The sequence below is a fragment of the Ruegeria sp. AF1 genome (genome assembly GCF_056542125.1).
This window is the reverse complement of record NZ_JBQFZG010000005.1, coordinates 196,625-212,977: the sequence shown is the minus strand read 5'-3', so window position 1 is coordinate 212,977 and position 16,353 is coordinate 196,625. Positions and strand designations below refer to the sequence as shown.

The window sequence follows — 16,353 nt, the reverse complement described above, 5'->3', positions numbered from 1 at the left end:
TCGCACCGATCGCCATGGAGCAGGGCCTGCGCTTCGCCATCCGCGAAGGCGGCCGCACCGTCGGCGCCGGCGTCGTGTCGAAGATTACTGAATAATTCGCACAAGCGAATGTTTAGACGGAAAGGGCGCCCTTCGGGGCGCCCTTTTTCTGTCGCTATGCGCTTGTTGTCCCTAAGAGTGTGATGAATGCAATAGATCGTAGGGTTTTCTCAGGTTCGGATAAAATCGTTTATATTTTTCATCATTCTGGAAAAGTCCGGTTCGGTCTCAAAAAGTAAATGGTTCGGACTGCTTAGTTGGACAAATGACGCGTTTGGGATTTCTGAGGCCAGCAGCTTCCCCTCAGAAAGTGGTGCCACAGCGTCCATATCACTGTGGAGCACCAAAGTCGGTACTGTGACATCCGGCAACATATCGATTACGTTAATATCGTCAAACATCGCGCGAAATTGGGCAATATTTTCAGCTGGCCCGCAAAGCTTCTGAAATTCGTTGAACCATTGTGTTTCTTCTTTGGTGGCATCCGGCATGAACATCGTTGTCAAAATTTGGCGGATTGCCGGGTTATCGTTACCCCAACTGGTACGGATCAGTTTTACGAGGGCTTCGCTTTCTTCAAATTCAACTTCATTTCCACGTTGTCTGCGTCCCCGCGGATACCCCCCGCTGAGGATAAGGTGGGAAATGCGTTCGGGATGTCGAAGAGCATATGCCACCGAAACGGACGCACCCTGTGACAATCCCAAAACTGCCACGTTTTTAAAGCCGTAGGCGTCGACGACAACTTCCATGTCATCGACCATGCGGTCAAAGCTGATGTCGACATCTTTCCATTGAGACATCCCATTTCCGCGCTGATCATAACGGATGACAGAGAAATGTTGTGAAAGGTGTCGAATATAGTCGCCAAAAGCTGGGCTTTGCCAGTCTTGCTCTAGATGTGTCATCCAGCTTCCTGAGATCAGCAAAGGATAACCTTCACCAGAAACGGTATGAGCTATGGATGTTCCGTCATAGGAACGACAGAACTTTACTGGCGGCAAAGAGGACGGTTGACCATTTGGAACTCCGTTGCCTGAGCTTGGCTCTTCATCCGGTTTTATGGATATCGCGCCCAATAGGCGGAAGCCACGTCGCCCCACGGTCTCTAGATAGAGCGGATTTTTGGCGCTATCGCCGAGCGCTTTTCGGATTTCAAAGATGTATTCCCGTACCAGATCCGGGTTCACGTTCAAATCCTGCCAGACCGCCGCTAGAATTTCTTCCTTGGACAGAACGACGCCTGTCTGAGAAATCATAAAGGCCAGAACTTCGGATGCTTTGGGTGACACTGAGGAATTACCCTGGTCCGATGAAAGTGTGCCATCGTCTGGATTTAATTCCCATTGCCTCATGCAGGCCTCCATCGTTGTGTTAAAATTCAACGATATAACAACGATAAGTCAACGGTGCCGTTGTTCGTGAACGGGTAAGCTCAATCGCGAGGCTAACCGGGACTGAAGATAATGCCACAGATGTCGACAAATAATTTGCACCCGAAAACTGCTATCGGCCAACCCGAAACTGCCACTGAAGCTGCCCTTTTGTTGCTACGTATCGCAGATGAGTTGGAGGGAGAGATTTGCCGCGCGCTTTTGGATGGGGATGTTGATTTGGCTCAGCGTTTGGCATTGCCGCAAGCGCGGTTGAAAAAGCTCAGCCCGTTTCTGCGTTAGTCGAAACCGGCTGAGCTTTAAAATAAGTGAATTCCAGCGTGCTAATAAACGGACGCCAGTTTTAGCCCAGAGAGGTTTCCGCCGCTGCCCGAACGGCCCGGATGTTCTGACCGTATACCTCGGGTTGATCCACCGAACCGCCCTTGAAGACAGCCGACCCTGCGACCAGCACATCAGCCCCCACTGCGGCAACAAGGGGTGCTGTCTGGGGATCAACACCGCCGTCGATCTCGATATGCACCGGGCGGTCACCGATCATCTGGCGCAATTTGCGGATCTTGCTGGTCATGTCGATGAACTTCTGGCCACCAAAGCCGGGGTTCACGGTCATGACGCAGACCAGATCGGTGAGGTCCAGCAGGTGTTCGACCGCCTCAGCCGGGGTGCCCGGGTTCAAGGCGACGCCTGCCTTCATGCCTGCGGCGCGGATTGCTTGCAGCGTGCGGTGGGTGTGGGCCCCCGCCTCGACATGCGCGGTCAGAATGTCAGCGCCTGCATCAGCGTAGGCCTGAATGTATGGATCGACCGGCGTGATCATCAGGTGCACGTCCATGACCGTCTTTACATGCGGGCGGAAGGCTTTGACGGCTGGCGGGCCAAAGGTCAGGTTCGGGACGAAATGGCCGTCCATTACGTCAACATGGACCCAATCCGCGCCCTGCGCTTCGATGGCCTGAATTTCCTGCCCGAAATTGGCAAAGTCGGCGGACAGAATGGACGGCGCGATCTTGATGGTGCGGTCAAAGCTCATATTGGCCTCGTGTCAGCTGAAGAGTCGCGGATGCGTATACCCGTGAGGCGGAGCGATGGATACCCCCCGCGCGCCGGGGCGTTACAAAACTTTCACTACGCTGACACATATACTTTGAACGGCATCTGTAGCAGTCCGCCAACACGAATTGGGGGTGGCACGTGCTGCGTATCAAGAAACTGACCAAACGCTTTGGTGACAATGTTGCCGTGAATGCCGCGACGCTGGATGTGGACAGGCCGTGCATGATCGGGATCATCGGACGGTCGGGCGCGGGTAAGTCCAGCCTGCTGCGGATGATTAACCGCCTGACGGATGCCAGCGAAGGCGAAATCCTGTTTGAGGGTCGGGACATCACCCAACTGAAAGGCCGTGAGAAACGCGCCTGGCAGGCTGATTGCGCGATGATCTTCCAACAGTTCAACCTGGTGCCGCGCATGGATGTGGTTTCGAACGTGCTGCATGGCACGCTCAACCGTCATTCGACGCTGGCCGCTATGTTCAACCTGTTCCCGATGGATGAAATTCACCGTGCCATCGACATTCTGGACCGGTTGGGAATTGCGGAACACGCTCCGAAACGGGCCGAGGCCTTGTCGGGCGGCCAGCAACAGCGCGTGGCGATTGCGCGGGCGCTGATGCAGGACCCGAGGATTATTCTGGCGGATGAACCAATTGCCTCGCTGGACCCGATGAATGCACAGGTGGTGATGCAGGCGCTGCGCCGCATCCACGAAGAAGATGGCCGTACCGTCATCGCCAACCTGCACACGCTGGACACAGCACGTCGCTATTGCGACCGCGTGGTTGGGATGCGCGACGGGCGCATCGTCTTCGATGGGCTGCCCGAGCAACTGACCACAGGCGTCGCCCGCGAGATCTATGGCGCCGATGCCAGCTTCTCGGAAGAAGCGACATCAACGGAAATCGAAACGCTCGACGCCACGCGAAAGGCGCTGATGGAAGCAGAAGCAACCATCTGAGCCATCCCAACCCCTTTCATCGCCCGGCCCGGTGAGAGGCCGGGGTTATCAAACTGGAGAGAGACAGATGAAAAAACTGATTGCTGCCTTGGTCGCATCCACAACACTGGCTGCACCGGTCATGGCCGAAGAAATCAGCGAATTCCGCATCGGCATTCTGGGTGGCGAGAACGCTCAGGACCGGATGAGCAAAAACGAGTGTCTGCGCGAATACACCGAAGAACTGTTGGGCGTTCCGACCAAACTGTTTGCCCCTGCCGACTATAACGGAGTGATTCAGGGGCTGCTGGGCGGCACGATTGATGTCGCCTGGCTGGGTGCGTCGGGCTATGCCAAAACCTATCTGAGCGACCCCGACGCGGTTGAGCCGGTACTGGTCAAGGTGAACACCGATGGCGGCTACGGCTATTACTCGGTTGGGTTTGCACACAAGGACAGCGGCATCACCTCACTTGAGGACATGAAGGGCAAGGTTTTCGGCTTTGGCGACCCGAATTCGACCTCGGGTTATCTGATCCCGTCGATTGAGATTCCCCAGGCCACCGGAGCAACCATGGAGTCGGGTGACTATTTTGCTGAGGTGAAATTCACCGGCGGTCACGAGCAGACCATCGTTGCGGTGAACAACGGTGACGTAGATGGCGGTGTGACCTGGGCCGATGGTCTCGGCGAGTGGGAAGACGGCTATCAGTCGGGCGCACTGCGCCGCGCTGTGGATGCTGGTCTGGTCGACATGAACGATCTGGTCCAGATCTGGAAATCGGCACCGATCCCGGAAGGTCCGGTTGTACTGCGCAAGGCTCTGCCCGAGGATGTCAAAGCTCAGGTTACCGAATTGTGGAACACGCTGGATGAAAAAGACCGCGAATGTTTCTACGGCGTGGCCGCGGGTGAGGCCAAGAGCTTTGATCCTATCACGCATGAGGCCTACGAGGTCATCATAGAAGCGCGCAAGCTGAAGTCCAACTAAGACTGCATATCCAATGATCGGGGTCTGGCGATGTACCGGACCCCGTTTTCCCTTCAGGAGCATTCCATGACAGACCTTACCGCAGGGTCCTTATCCGTCGATCAGATCCGCAACGACTATACAGCGATGACACGGCGCAAGCGGGTCTATGGTGGTATCCTCCTGATCCTGTTCCTGTCGTTGATGGCGGCAGGGTTTCGCACAGCCGACAATCGGAATGCCGGCAGCTTTGTCGATGGCTGGCACCGTATCCTTGATTACCCCAAAGAGGTTCTGTCCGAAGCGGGGGAAAAGATTGCCGAAATGCCAGCCAATCTGGTCTCGTTCTTCCCAGCCCTGGTCGAGACAATCAACATCGCGGCGGCGGCGACGCTTGTCGGCACAATTGTCGGAACGTTTTTCGCCCTGATGTCGACACGCGGCATGGCGCTGTGGCCGTCATTGATCCCGCTGTTTCGCCGAATATCAGACATCTGCCGCGCCATTCCCGAGATCGTAATTGCGTTGGTTCTGATCTTCATTCTGGGCGGTGGCCCGGTTCCCGCGATGATCGCCATCGCGATTCACACTGCTGGCGCATTAGGCAAACTGTTTTCCGAGGTGAACGAGAACGCCTCGCTGAAACCGGTGGATGGGCTGCATTCCGTGGGTGCCAACTGGTCACAGCGGATGTATCTGGGGGTGATTCCGCAGGTCGGGCCGAACTATGTCAGCTACGCGCTGCTGCGGTTCGAGATCAACATCCGTGCCTCGGCCATTCTTGGATTTGTTGGGGCAGGCGGTCTGGGTTACGAGCTTCGCAATGCCATGTCCTGGGGGCAGGGGCGTTATGACGAAGCCGCGGCCATCTTCATCCTTCTGTTCGTGACAATCGTGGTCGTCGACCAGCTGTCTGGCTACCTGCGCGACCGTCTGACCCATGGCTCGGAAAAAGGAGCTTTGGCATGAGCACCTTCGCAACCAATCTGACTGTCGATGACCTCAAAGCCGAAGCAGATCGCTTGTTCAACCGCAAGAGGCTGATGAACTTCGGGTTGCCTGCTCTGGTTTTCGTCTATCTGATCTATGTCTTTTTTGTTTTTGACGTGTCGGGCCTTGTGGGGCGCGCAAACTGGGCAAATGGCAAGACGCTGGTGGCTGACAGCTATAGCTACAAAACGCATATCGCGCGGGATAATCGCACCGGTGAAGTCTCAGCCGCCATCGAGGGTGAGCGCAAGGGGGCATATCCTGAAGGGCAGGCCCCGGAGTGGGTGGCGCTGGGCGAGACAACTGTGATCGACCTTGAAAAGGGCCATGTCGTGCGTTTCGGTTCGCAGACGGTGGAATATGACATTCCCGGCTATGGCACCATTCGCGCAACACCAACGCGTTCGGCCGGTGTACAGACGGAGTTGCCGGAGGGCGAAGTTCCTGAGTGGATCAACGTCTCTAAAAACCGGCTGTCTGTGACCACGGACGCAGGTCGTTTGACTGTCACCCGCAACCGGTCCGAGGTGTTTCGCTATTTCACAGGTTGGGAATTATTCTGGTTCACGCTGGACAGCCCTTATTTCGGCAAGTCCTTCCCGGAACTGGCCAGACGCGCGGCGTCGGGCGAGGCGGGCGCGATCTTTAATGATTTCTGGACCAACAAGATGTGGCGCCATCAGGATGTGGCCTGGGCCATCTTCGAGACGATGCTGATGGCATTTCTGGGCACGTTTGGCGCGGCGATTGTGGCCCTGCCATTGGCCTTCCTTGCGACGCGCAATTTCAACCGGATGACATCCATCCGCTTTGCGACACGGCGTGTATTCGATTTTGTGCGCGGCGTAGACGCGTTGATCTGGACTGTGGTTCTGGCCCGCGCCTTTGGTCCCGGCCCGTTGACCGGTGCGCTTGCCATTCTGGTGACGGACACCGGGACATTCGGCAAGATATTCTCGGAAGCGTTGGAAAACGTGGATCAGAAGCAGATCGAAGGTGTGCAGTCCACGGGTGCGAACGCCCCGCAACGGTATCGGTTTGGCGTTATCCCTCAGGTTACGCCCGTTTTGCTGAGCCAGCTTTTGTATTTCCTCGAATCCAACACCCGCAGTGCGACGGTGATCGGTGCAATCACGGGCGGCGGCATTGGGTTACTGCTGACGCAGGCAATCATCACGCAGAAAGACTGGGAAGAGGTCGCCTATTACATCATCCTGATCATTCTGATGGTGATGCTGATGGATTGGTTTTCGGGCTGGCTGCGCCGTCGTCTGATCGAGGGTAAGGCGGGTAAAAAGCGCTGGCCGCGCACGCCCGACCCCAAACCGCTCCTGTTGCCCTGAGCCGGGTTTGGAGTGACAAGAAAACAGCTCGGTTCAGTGCGGCGCAATCGTTTGAAGAAGCGTCACAGAGCTTATTCCATTACCGTTCATCCCATATTCAGAATAATGCTGACCCGAAAGGCAGCTGAATCGATTTTCGCACCATGCCCAACGGGATGCGACCCCCGGCAGAAGGTCGAAGTCGGGCGGGAAAGGATTTGGATTACTCTTCGTTTAGCGTCAGCGTGACACGCTCACCAGCAAATACGGTTCGGCCATATTCGACGGGTCTGCCGTCCGGGTCCGCGTTGATGCCGACCGAAAACAACACGGGGGCACCTTCGGACAGTTGCAGGTGAAGGGCTTGCGTTGCTGTCGCACCGCGCGCGGTCAATCGGGTCGAGATGCGGGTGTAATCCACTATGCCGCTGCGTTGCAGGGCTTTTGTTACAGACTGGGTCTCGGTCAGCGCCTGTAACAGGTTTGGAAAGCGTTCTGCCGGGAAGACGCTTTGAAAAACGGCTATGGGCTGCCCATCCGCCAGCGATAACCCGTCATAGACATGCACCGGGTCGCCTTTGCTCAGACCCAGTGCTTCGGCCTCGGCTTCATCTGCCGCGCGTGTCGTCAGGGCCAGAATTTTCTTTCCCGGTATCTTGCCGCTGGCCGAGACGTTCTTGTGATATCGAACCCTTTTGCCAATCGGATAGTCGGTTGGCCGTGCTGCCACAAAAACGCCCGCACCGCGCCGGGCATGAACCAGACCTTGTTCCGACATGTCGGCCAATGCGCGCCGCACTGTGTGGCGATTGACACCGTATTTGGCGGCCAGCTGCGCTTCGGTCGGCAGGCGGTCACTGGTTTGATACCGCCCTTCGGCAATGTCCGAGGTCAGGCGCAAGGCGATGCTTTTCCAGATCGGCGTTTTGCTCATGTCATCAAATCTTCACACAGTTGGAGATTGCGTGTTGCGCGCACGCAGGCTAATATTTGTCTAGTTGTATAGTTCAAATAGACAACCCGGCCAAGAGGCTTTGATGACAGATCAGACAGAAATCGCGACCGGGGCGCGCAGGGATTGGATGGGTTTGCTGGCCCGTGCACCTGACGACACCCTGATGACCTTGTGGGATGGGATTGAGACCCGCCCGAGCTTTGACTGGCTGCGCCGTCCCGAGGTCGGGAGCGTGATGGTGCGCGGTCGCACCGGTGGTACCGGAGCGCCGTTCAACCTGGGTGAAATGACGGTCACGCGTTGTTCTGTGGTGTTGCAGGATGGAACGGTTGGTCACGGTTACGTTCAGGGCAGATCGAAACCCAAGGCCGAAGCCGCGGCATTGATTGATGCGATGATGCAGACCGGGGCGGCAGATGAGGTGCAGAGGCGGCTGCTCGACCCGCTTCAGCAACAAATGCAGGCGGTCAAAAGCACACGCGCGGCCAAGGCAGCGGCCACCAAGGTTGAGTTTTTCACGCTGGTTCGGGGGGAAGATTGATGGCCGTGCAAACACAGTTTTCCGGTGGCTTTCAAAACGCACCTGTCGATGCCGCATATGCGTTCCGCGCGGCGATGACCGTCATGGCGCGCCCGGGCTACATACGCGTCCTGTCGGGCGGCGAACCCCCAGCGCCCCTGTCCGTGGCGGCTGGTACACTGCTGCTGACGTTGTGCGACCCCGAGACCAGGGTTCATCTGGCCGGAGGCACCGATACCGAAGCAATCCGCAATTGGCTGACTTTCCACACGGGCGCACCGCTCGTATCCGCAGCAAAGGCTGATTTTGCCGTTGGCACATGGGACACATTGGGACCGCTTAGGGCCTATCGCATCGGAACGCCGGAATACCCGGATCGTTCAGCAACCCTGATTGTGGAATGCGACCGGCTAGAGCAGAGCGGTGCCGTTCTGAGCGGCCCCGGCATCAAAAAGACCGCGCGCCTGTCTCTGCCGGATATTCCGGCGCTTCAGGGGAATGCGATGCTCTATCCCCTGGGGTGCGATTTCTTTTTTACCTGCGGCAACAGGGTTGCGGCCCTGCCCCGCAGCACGCAGATCACGTCGGAGACTTAAGCGATGTATGTTGCTGTCAAAGGGGGCGAAAAAGCCATCGAGAACGCCCATGCCTGGCTGGCCGAAGAGCGCCGGGGTGCGACCGATGTGGCTGAACTGAGCCTTGCGCAGATCCGGGAACAGCTGAGCCTTGCAGTGAACCGGGTCATGGCGGAAGGTTCGCTATATGACCCCGACCTGGTTGCGCTGGCGATCAAGCAGGCGCGGGGCGATCTGATCGAGGCGATCTTTCTGATCCGCGCCTACCGCACGACGCTGCCGCGTTTTGGCTACTCCAATCCGGTCGAAACGGGTGAGATGGCCTGCGACCGCCGGATTTCGGCCACGTTCAAGGATGCGCCCGGAGGGCAGGTTCTGGGGCCGACTTTCGACTATACGCACCGTTTGCTGGATTTCAAACTGGCCGCGAATGGTGATGTCCCGAATGCTCCGGAAGGTCCTGCACGGCAGGAACCGACGCCGCATATCACCGAATTCCTGAAGGACGAGGACCTCATTCAGGACGAACCGGCAAGTGATGACACCCCCGGCGACCTGACGCGCGAACCGATGGAATTCCCTGCCAATCGCCCGTTGCGCCTGCAATCGCTGACACGCGGGGATGAGGGATTCGTGCTGGGCATGGCCTATTCCACCCAGCGCGGATACGCGCGCAACCACGCGTTTGTGGGTGAATTGCGGATCGGCAAGGTTGCGGTTGAAATGGACATCCCCGAGTTGGGGTTTGCCATCGATATCGGCGAGGTCGAACTGACCGAGTGTGAGACGGTGAACCAGTTCAAGGGTTCAAAAACCGAGCCGCCTCAGTTCACGCGTGGATATGGTCTCGTCTTCGGTCAGTCTGAACGAAAGGCCATCGCGATGGCCTTGGTTGATCGCGCGCTGCGGTGGAAGGAATTGGGCGAAGACTATCTGGGCGCGCCTGCGCAGGATGAAGAATTTGTTCTGAGCCACGCGGACAACATTCAGGCGACCGGTTTTCTCGAACACATCAAGCTGCCGCATTACGTGGATTTCCAGTCCGAGCTTGAACTGGTCCGCAAACTGCGCCGCGAGGCTGACGCGCGGATCACGTCAAAGGAGGCTGCGGAATGAGCGGGTTTGTCTTTCTGGTGGTAATGCTGGCAGCGCTGCTGCACGCCACGTGGAACGCGTTGGTCAAGGGTGGGTCGGACAAAAGCGCCGCGATGACGGCTGTGGTGATGGGGCAGGGGTTGTCCGGCCTCCTTCTTCTGCCGTTTGCCCAGCCGATCGATTGGACGTGCTGGCCCTACCTGCTGGCAGGCATCGGGCTGCATCTGGGCTATCAGCTGTTTCTGATTCAGGCCTACAAGATCGGCGACCTGACCCAGGTCTACCCGATCGCACGCGGTGCCTCGCCGCTCTTGGTTGCGCTTGGTACGGCGCTGTTCTTTGGGGTGACGTTCAGCCAGGCCGAGCTATGGGCGATGGCAATGATCTCGGTCGGGATTACCTCGATCGCGCTGGTGCGGCGCGCGGATGGCAATTTCAACATGGCTGCTGCCGGGCTGGCACTGATCACCGGGTTGTTCATCGCCGCCTATTCCATCGTCGACGGGCAAGGCGCGCGCATTGCGGGAACAGCGCTGGGCTTTTTCGGCACGCTGACGGCGGCAAACGCGCTGGGCTTTGCCCTGGTGGCGCGGGTTGCGCGGCCGGGGTTGTTGCGGCGGGCAGCCAGCCTTTGGCAGTTGGCGGTCCTTGGCGGCGCGGCCTCATTCACCGCCTATGTTCTGGTTGTCTGGGCTTTCACCCAAGCGCCCATCGCGCTGGTCACTGCCTTGCGCGAGTGTTCGATCATCTTTGCACTGATCATCGGCGTGACCTTCCTCAACGAAAGGCTCGACCTGAAAAAGGTCGCCTCAACCGCGCTGACCCTTGCGGGTGCGATCCTTCTGCGCATGAGCCGGAGCTGACCCATGTCTGACTACAACTTCGCCTATCTGGACGAGCAAACCAAACGGATGATCCGCAGGGCGATCCTGAAGGGCCTGGCTATTCCTGGGTATCAGGTGCCCTTTGCCAGCCGTGAAATGCCGATGCCTTATGGCTGGGGCACCGGAGGGGTGCAGGTCTCGGCTGCGACGCTGACGCCTGAGGATACGCTCAAGGTCATCGATCAGGGTGCGGATGACACGACCAACGCGGTGTCGATCCGCAAGTTCTTTGAAAAGACCGCAGGTGTGGAGACGACCGAGGAAACCGAGAAGGCGACGGTGATCCAGACCCGCCACCGCATCCCTGAGGCAAAGCTGCGCGAAGATCAGATCATCGTTTATCAGGTGCCGATTCCGGAACCTCTGCGCTTCCTCGAACCGCGTGAGACCGAGACACGCAAGATGCACAGCCTTGAAGAATATGGGCTGATGCATGTGAAGCTATATGAGGATATCAGCCAGCACGGAGCGATTTCGACCGCTTACGCCTATCCGGTGAAAGTGTCTGGCCGCTATGTGATGGACCCGTCCCCGATCCCGAAATTCGACAACCCGAAGCTTGAAATGGATGCAATCCAGCTGTTCGGTGCCGGGCGCGAGCAGCGCATCTACGCAGTGCCGCCACATACCAGGGTCGTGAGCCTCGATTTCGAGGATTATCCGTTCGAGGCCACCAAGGCCGATCATCCCTGTGACCTGTGCGGGGCCGAGGACAGCTATCTGGATGAAGTTATCATGGATGATGCAGGCAACCGAATGTTTGTCTGTTCGGACACCGATTATTGCCGGTCGCGCCGCGCGACCGGCCATGTGGGCCGCTTGGCCGGAGAGGACGCAGCGTGAAACGGGAAGATGTTCTTGGAATTGACCACCTTGGCCTGACGGTTTCGGATCTTGACGCCACGCGCTTGTTTTTTGTCGACGCACTGGGTTGGGAGATTTTCGGCAGCAATCCGGATTATCCCGCGGTCTATGTGACCAATGGGGCGGCGAAGCTCACGCTTTGGCAGCAAAAAGGTGAAAAACTGCGTGGTTTTGATCGGCATTCAAATGTCGGACTGCATCACGTGGCCTTCAAGGTACCGGACGAGAGCGCCCTGAATGCTGTATTCGAAGCAGTCAGGGACTGGCCTTCTGTCGTGGTTGAGTTTCCGCCGGAACCCTCTGGTGCGGGTCCAAAGATCCATTTCATGATCCGGGAGCCGGGCGGCAATCGGGTCGAATTTTCCTATGATCCCAGGTGAGTGACATGACACCGTTGCTGAGCGTAAAGGATATCAGAAAAACCTATGGTGCCCGTATCGGATGTGCCGACGTAAGCTTTGATCTCTATCCCGGAGAGGTGATGGGGATCGTGGGTGAAAGTGGCTCGGGCAAGTCGACCCTGCTGAATTGTTTGGCGGGTCATCTGGTGCCCGATGCGGGGCAGGTGATCTTTGACACGCGCGCGAACGGGCCGGTGGATACGGTGACCATGTCGGAGCCCGAACGCCGGATGTTGAGCCGTACCGACTGGGCCTTTGTGCATCAGCATGCACGTGACGGCCTGCGGATGTCAGTTAGTGCCGGAGGCAATATTGGTGAACGGCTGATGGCCGTGGGCGAGCGCCACTATGGTGACATCCGAGACAAGGCCATTGACTGGCTGGGTCGGGTCGAGATCGAGGCGGCGCGCGTTGATGACCGGCCCACCGCGTTTTCGGGCGGGATGCAGCAACGTTTGCAGATCGCCCGCAATCTGGTGACTGGCCCGCGACTGGTGTTCATGGACGAACCGACCGGGGGGCTGGATGTCTCGGTTCAGGCGCGATTACTGGACCTCTTGCGCGGCTTGGTGCGTGAAATGGGGCTGAGCGCGATCATCGTGACCCATGATCTTGCTGTGGTGCGCCTGTTGGCCGACCGGTTGATGGTGATGAAGGATGGTCATGTGGTTGAGGCCGGGCTGACCGATCAGGTACTGGATGATCCCCAACACGCCTACACGCAACTGCTAGTGTCCAGCGTTCTGCAGGTTTGAGTATTTGGGAAAAGGTGAAGCAATGATTGAACTGATCAATGTGAGCAAAAGCTTTACCCTGCACAATCAGGGCGGTGCTGTTATCCCGGTGATGGAAGGCGCGTCGTTGAGGGTTGAACCGGGTGAGTGCGTTGCTTTGACCGGGGCGTCTGGCGCGGGCAAGTCCACGCTGATGCGCGTGATTTATGGCAACTACCTGGCGGCCTCTGGTCAGGTGCTGGTTGGAGGTCTGGACGTGGCAAAAGCCGAGCCGCGCCAGATCTTGACCCTCCGCCGGGAAACGCTGGGCTATGTCAGTCAATTCCTGCGGGTCGTGCCGCGTGTGCCGACGCTGGACGTTGTGGCAGAGCCTTTGCTGGCCGTGGGTTGCGACAGAATTGAGGCGCTGGAGAAATCAGCCGGGTTGCTGAAGCGGCTGAACATTCCTGAGCGCTTGTGGACCCTGAGCCCTACAACCTTTTCGGGCGGCGAACAGCAGCGGGTGAACATTGCACGTGGCTTTGCCCATGACTACCCGGCGATGTTGTTGGACGAACCGACGGCGAGCCTGGATACGCAGAACCGCGAAACCGTGTTGTCGCTGATTGAAGAGGCAAAAGGGAGTGGCGCGGCGATTGTCGGGATATTCCACGACTTCGATGCCCGTGAGCGTGTCTGTGACCGCGAAGTCAATGTCGCTGACTTCACGCCGGGACTGGCGGCATGACACTTGCCCCTGTCATAGCGATTGTTGGCCCCTCGGGCGTTGGCAAAGACAGCGTCATGGAAGCGTTGGAGGCACAGGTGCCTGGCGTCCGGCGGGTGCGAAGGGTGATCACCCGCCCCGCAGGCGAAGAAGGCGAGGATTTTGACCGGGTTTCGGTAGCAGAATTCCAGCAGATGGAACAGGCAGGCGCTTTTGCCCTCAGCTGGCCTGCGCACGGACTGTTCTACGGTATCCCGGCCGAGATTTTGCGACAGCGTCAGGGGGCGAATGCGGTTCTGGTCAATCTTTCCCGTGGGATTCTTTTGCAGGCGCAGAAGGTGTTTGGAGATCTTATTGTGATCTCTCTGACGGCAGATGTCGGAGTTTTGGCGCGGCGCCTGTCCGCTCGGGGACGGGAAAGCGCAGACGAGCAGGCGCGGCGGTTGTGTCGCGCCAACGCGGAGTTGCCGGATGGTCTGAACCGGGTCATCGAAGTCGACAATTCCGGCGCGCTGGAAGACACGGTCGCCGAAATCCTGCGCCGCCTTCAACCGGAAAGCGCGTAGCGATGGATCAGGTGAAACCACCCATCTTCCGTCTCGCCCATCAGGGCAAGATCAGTGATCTGGAAGGGCTGCGGCAGCAAAGGGCTCAGATGGGTTTGCAGTGCTTCTTGCGTTGCCTTGAGGGTTGGTTTGTCCAGTTTGCCGCTCAGCGTGATGTGAAATCGAAACGCGTCCAGCACGTAGGGATAACCCCATTTGGTCAGATTGTCGTCCTGCTCGGGGGTCAGCCCGGCGGCGCGGCGGCGCGTCAGTTCAGCCTGAGTGGCAGGTGCGCGAAACCGGTCGAGGTTGCGAACACAGGCCGCGGCCAGCGCATTCAGCGCCTGCGTTTCACCCAGCGGGCACAGGGCCAGGAACCGTCCAAGGCGGGCAATTTCCAGACCGTCAAGTGTGACAGGCTGCCGAGTTGCAGCCAGCGCAATGCACGCCTGGTGCAACGCGTCAAAGGTCAGGCCATCGCGCAACCGGAACGGCGGTTTCAATGTCGCGTGCAGCCCGTATTTGCGCGGCACCTCAGTGATGGTCGCAATGTCGATGCCGCCCATGATCGGATGCGCGACCTGCGTTCCCTTTTCCATGTCCCAGCCCAGCCAGCTGGTCGCAAAATCCGTCCAGACCGCCCCGGCGGGCGGCGCAAAATAGATCGCGTATCGCGTGAATGTCACATTGGCCTCCTATTAAGTGGCCTTCCAATACCTCAGATTGCGTGAAGTTCAGATGACAGAAGACTTGATCCTTGCCAATGCCACGCTTGTGTTGCCGAATGAAACCGTCACCGGCTGTGTTCGAATTGTGGATGACACTATCATCGAAATTGACACCGGGCGTGCAGTTCCCGCAGGTGCGATAGATTGCGAAGGCGACTATGTCAGCCCCGGTCTTGTCGAGTTGCACACGGATAATCTTGAACGCCATATTCAGCCGCGCCCCAATGTACATTGGCCCCATGCCGCCGCCATTCTGGCCCATGACGCGGAACTGGCCAGCGTGGGGATAACAAGTGTGTTCGATGCGATGCGGGTTGGTTCAATCCCGTCCGGCGCCGGACGGTACGGAAAATATGCCCGCGGCCTGTCGCGGGAGTTGTGGGAACTGCGCGAGCAGGATGCGCTTAAGATCAGCCATTTCCTGCATTTGCGGGCAGAGGTGTGTTCCGAGACACTGATCGAAGAACTGGACGAGTTTGGACCCGAGGATAGGGTCGGCCTTGTGTCCATCATGGATCACACCCCCGGCCAGCGTCAGTTTCGCAACATGGGCAAGCTGGAATCCTTTCTGAAGGGCAAATATGCAATGGACGATGATACGTTCTTTCAGCATGTGGCTCAGCTGAAAAGCCTACGTGATCGCAACGGCGATGTGCACGAGGTCGAAACCGTCAAGGCCGCGCGCCGATTTGGGGCCGTTCTTGCCAGTCATGACGATACGACCGAAGATCAGGTGAAGGTCTCGGCAGGTCACGGCATTCGGCTGGCTGAGTTTCCCACAACGGTGGAGGCCGCACGGGCGTGTCATGAACATGGTATCAAGGTTATGATGGGTGCGCCAAACGTTGTACGCGGTGGCTCTCATTCCGGCAATGTTGCGGCCCGCGAATTGGCCGAGCTTGGGCATCTGGACGTAATGTCCTCGGATTACGTGCCGTCGGCCTTGTTATTGTCTGCGGTCATGCTGGGTCAAATGTGGGGCGATATGGCGCGTGGAATGAAGACCGTCACATTGGCCCCGGCGCAGGCCGCCAGGCTGGAGGATCGTGGCGAGTTGCGCGCCAATGCCCGCGCCGATGTTATCCGTTTCCGGATGCGCGCGGGTGTGCCAGCCCTCAACTCGGTTTGGGCGCGCGGTCGCCGTGTGGCGTGATCAGGCCGTATAGAACAGGTAACGGTCCGGCGCGATCGTCTCGGGCCCTTTGATCTGGTTGATGCCGACAAGGGGCTGGCCGGAAATCAACAACCCACCGGGCTGCATCACTTGCGCGATCAACGGGCTGAGGCGCGCGGCCTCGGCCACATCTTCGTGTTTGATGCCGCGTCCGAAATCATAATGCGCCAACGCGATCTTGTGCCCCTCGGCCATCAGTTTCCGCAGCATGGGTTCAGCTTCGCCTTGCAGGAAATCTTCGGCCGGTGGGGTGCTTTCGGGATGGCATTGCAGCACACGATCCATCACCCAGATCCGGCGGTGCGGCAGAATTTCTCGCAGGTGGTCATAGGTGCGACCATTGCCCAAACCCATATCCAGCACATCGCCGGGCTGGCCACTGATCTGTTCGGCTGCCCAGTTCAGCCCGTCACGTTGGGCCGTCAGTCGGCGCAGCATGGAATCCAGTCGGCTCATGACGAT

The 16,353-nt window shown here is 58.3% G+C and carries 21 protein-coding genes; 16 read left to right on the top strand and 5 right to left on the bottom strand.

What is annotated here, in order from left to right; all coding sequences use genetic code 11:
• A partial coding sequence (locus ACR0BK_RS10380) for an EF-Tu C-terminal domain-related protein (RefSeq protein WP_139204741.1) occupies window positions 1–95 on the top strand: 95 nt, incomplete at its 5' end.
• A 114-nt stretch (window positions 96–209) separates the two neighbouring features.
• Here the strand turns inward: ACR0BK_RS10380 and ACR0BK_RS10375 are convergent.
• Window positions 210–1,394 (bottom strand): alpha/beta hydrolase, encoded by a 1,185-nt coding sequence (locus tag ACR0BK_RS10375; RefSeq protein ID WP_480554579.1) that lies wholly within the window; start codon window positions 1,392–1,394, stop codon window positions 210–212.
• Window positions 1,395–1,514: 120 nt separating this feature from the next.
• Between ACR0BK_RS10375 and ACR0BK_RS10370 the strand changes: the two genes are divergently transcribed.
• The gene (locus ACR0BK_RS10370; protein ID WP_480518643.1) at window positions 1,515–1,715 is read left to right on the top strand and encodes a hypothetical protein; all 201 of its coding nucleotides are present in this window, start codon (window positions 1,515–1,517) and stop codon (window positions 1,713–1,715) included.
• 61 nt (window positions 1,716–1,776) lie between these two features.
• Here the strand turns inward: ACR0BK_RS10370 and rpe are convergent, their stop codons facing one another.
• Window positions 1,777–2,466, bottom strand: coding sequence for a ribulose-phosphate 3-epimerase (gene rpe / locus ACR0BK_RS10365; RefSeq protein ID WP_480554578.1), 690 nt, complete (start codon window positions 2,464–2,466; stop codon window positions 1,777–1,779).
• 161 nt (window positions 2,467–2,627) lie between these two features.
• Between rpe and phnC the strand changes: the two genes are divergently transcribed.
• The 4 genes from phnC (at window position 2,628) to phnE (ACR0BK_RS10345) (ending at window position 6,731) form a co-directional block, all read left to right on the top strand.
• A complete protein-coding gene (gene phnC, locus ACR0BK_RS10360; RefSeq protein WP_480554577.1) occupies window positions 2,628–3,449 on the top strand; it encodes a phosphonate ABC transporter ATP-binding protein in 822 nt (273 codons plus the stop codon).
• A 67-nt stretch (window positions 3,450–3,516) separates the two neighbouring features.
• A complete protein-coding gene (gene phnD, locus ACR0BK_RS10355) occupies window positions 3,517–4,419 on the top strand; it encodes a phosphonate ABC transporter substrate-binding protein (protein ID WP_480473844.1) in 903 nt (300 codons plus the stop codon).
• 66 nt (window positions 4,420–4,485) lie between these two features.
• On the top strand, window positions 4,486–5,367 hold the full coding sequence (phnE, locus tag ACR0BK_RS10350; protein WP_480518647.1) for a phosphonate ABC transporter, permease protein PhnE: 882 nt from the start codon (window positions 4,486–4,488) through the stop codon (window positions 5,365–5,367).
• On the top strand, window positions 5,364–6,731 hold the full coding sequence (gene phnE / locus ACR0BK_RS10345) for a phosphonate ABC transporter, permease protein PhnE (protein WP_480554575.1): 1,368 nt from the start codon (window positions 5,364–5,366) through the stop codon (window positions 6,729–6,731). Before phnE (ACR0BK_RS10350) ends, phnE (ACR0BK_RS10345) begins: the two co-directional genes overlap by 4 nt.
• Window positions 6,732–6,933: 202 nt before the next feature.
• On the opposite strand, the gene phnF is transcribed toward phnE (ACR0BK_RS10345), so the two are convergent.
• Window positions 6,934–7,644: a phosphonate metabolism transcriptional regulator PhnF gene (phnF, locus tag ACR0BK_RS10340; protein WP_480554574.1), complete on the bottom strand. Its 711-nt coding sequence runs from the start codon at window positions 7,642–7,644 to the stop codon at window positions 6,934–6,936.
• Window positions 7,645–7,747: 103 nt separating this feature from the next.
• Between phnF and phnG the strand changes: the two genes are divergently transcribed.
• From phnG to phnN, 9 genes are read left to right on the top strand one after another with little or no spacing between them, the layout of a single operon-like run.
• A complete protein-coding gene (phnG, locus tag ACR0BK_RS10335; protein ID WP_480554573.1) occupies window positions 7,748–8,206 on the top strand; it encodes a phosphonate C-P lyase system protein PhnG in 459 nt (152 codons plus the stop codon).
• Complete coding sequence (gene phnH / locus ACR0BK_RS10330) at window positions 8,206–8,781, top strand: phosphonate C-P lyase system protein PhnH (RefSeq protein ID WP_480554572.1); 576 nt, start codon at window positions 8,206–8,208, stop codon at window positions 8,779–8,781. Before phnG ends, phnH begins: the two co-directional genes overlap by 1 nt.
• 3 nt (window positions 8,782–8,784) lie before the next feature.
• The gene (locus ACR0BK_RS10325) at window positions 8,785–9,876 is read left to right on the top strand and encodes a carbon-phosphorus lyase complex subunit (RefSeq protein WP_480554571.1); all 1,092 of its coding nucleotides are present in this window, start codon (window positions 8,785–8,787) and stop codon (window positions 9,874–9,876) included.
• Entirely contained in the window at window positions 9,873–10,718 is an 846-nt protein-coding gene (locus ACR0BK_RS10320; protein WP_480554570.1) for an EamA family transporter, read from the top strand. The genes ACR0BK_RS10325 and ACR0BK_RS10320 overlap by 4 nt, the downstream gene beginning before the upstream one ends.
• Window positions 10,719–10,721: 3 nt before the next feature.
• On the top strand, window positions 10,722–11,582 hold the full coding sequence (locus tag ACR0BK_RS10315; RefSeq protein ID WP_480554569.1) for an alpha-D-ribose 1-methylphosphonate 5-phosphate C-P-lyase PhnJ: 861 nt from the start codon (window positions 10,722–10,724) through the stop codon (window positions 11,580–11,582).
• Window positions 11,579–11,983 (top strand): VOC family protein, encoded by a 405-nt coding sequence (locus tag ACR0BK_RS10310; protein WP_480554568.1) that lies wholly within the window; start codon window positions 11,579–11,581, stop codon window positions 11,981–11,983. Before ACR0BK_RS10315 ends, ACR0BK_RS10310 begins: the two co-directional genes overlap by 4 nt.
• 5 nt (window positions 11,984–11,988) lie before the next feature.
• A complete protein-coding gene (gene phnK, locus ACR0BK_RS10305; protein WP_480554566.1) occupies window positions 11,989–12,759 on the top strand; it encodes a phosphonate C-P lyase system protein PhnK in 771 nt (256 codons plus the stop codon).
• A gap of 22 nt (window positions 12,760–12,781) precedes the next feature.
• Window positions 12,782–13,465 (top strand): phosphonate C-P lyase system protein PhnL, encoded by a 684-nt coding sequence (gene phnL, locus ACR0BK_RS10300; RefSeq protein ID WP_480554564.1) that lies wholly within the window; start codon window positions 12,782–12,784, stop codon window positions 13,463–13,465.
• Entirely contained in the window at window positions 13,462–14,010 is a 549-nt protein-coding gene (gene phnN / locus ACR0BK_RS10295; protein ID WP_480554563.1) for a phosphonate metabolism protein/1,5-bisphosphokinase (PRPP-forming) PhnN, read from the top strand. Before phnL ends, phnN begins: the two co-directional genes overlap by 4 nt.
• On the opposite strand, the gene ACR0BK_RS10290 is transcribed toward phnN, so the two are convergent.
• Window positions 13,992–14,675 (bottom strand): DUF1045 domain-containing protein, encoded by a 684-nt coding sequence (locus ACR0BK_RS10290; RefSeq protein ID WP_480494894.1) that lies wholly within the window; start codon window positions 14,673–14,675, stop codon window positions 13,992–13,994. The two genes, phnN and ACR0BK_RS10290, sit on opposite strands and share 19 nt — an antisense overlap.
• Before the next feature lie 52 nt (window positions 14,676–14,727).
• On the opposite strand from ACR0BK_RS10290, the gene ACR0BK_RS10285 reads away from it, so the two are divergent.
• A complete protein-coding gene (locus ACR0BK_RS10285; protein WP_480554562.1) occupies window positions 14,728–15,870 on the top strand; it encodes an alpha-D-ribose 1-methylphosphonate 5-triphosphate diphosphatase in 1,143 nt (380 codons plus the stop codon).
• Here the strand turns inward: ACR0BK_RS10285 and ACR0BK_RS10280 are convergent, their stop codons facing one another.
• Entirely contained in the window at window positions 15,871–16,347 is a 477-nt protein-coding gene (locus ACR0BK_RS10280; RefSeq protein WP_480554561.1) for a class I SAM-dependent methyltransferase, read from the bottom strand.
• Between the last annotated feature and the right edge of the window lie 6 nt (window positions 16,348–16,353).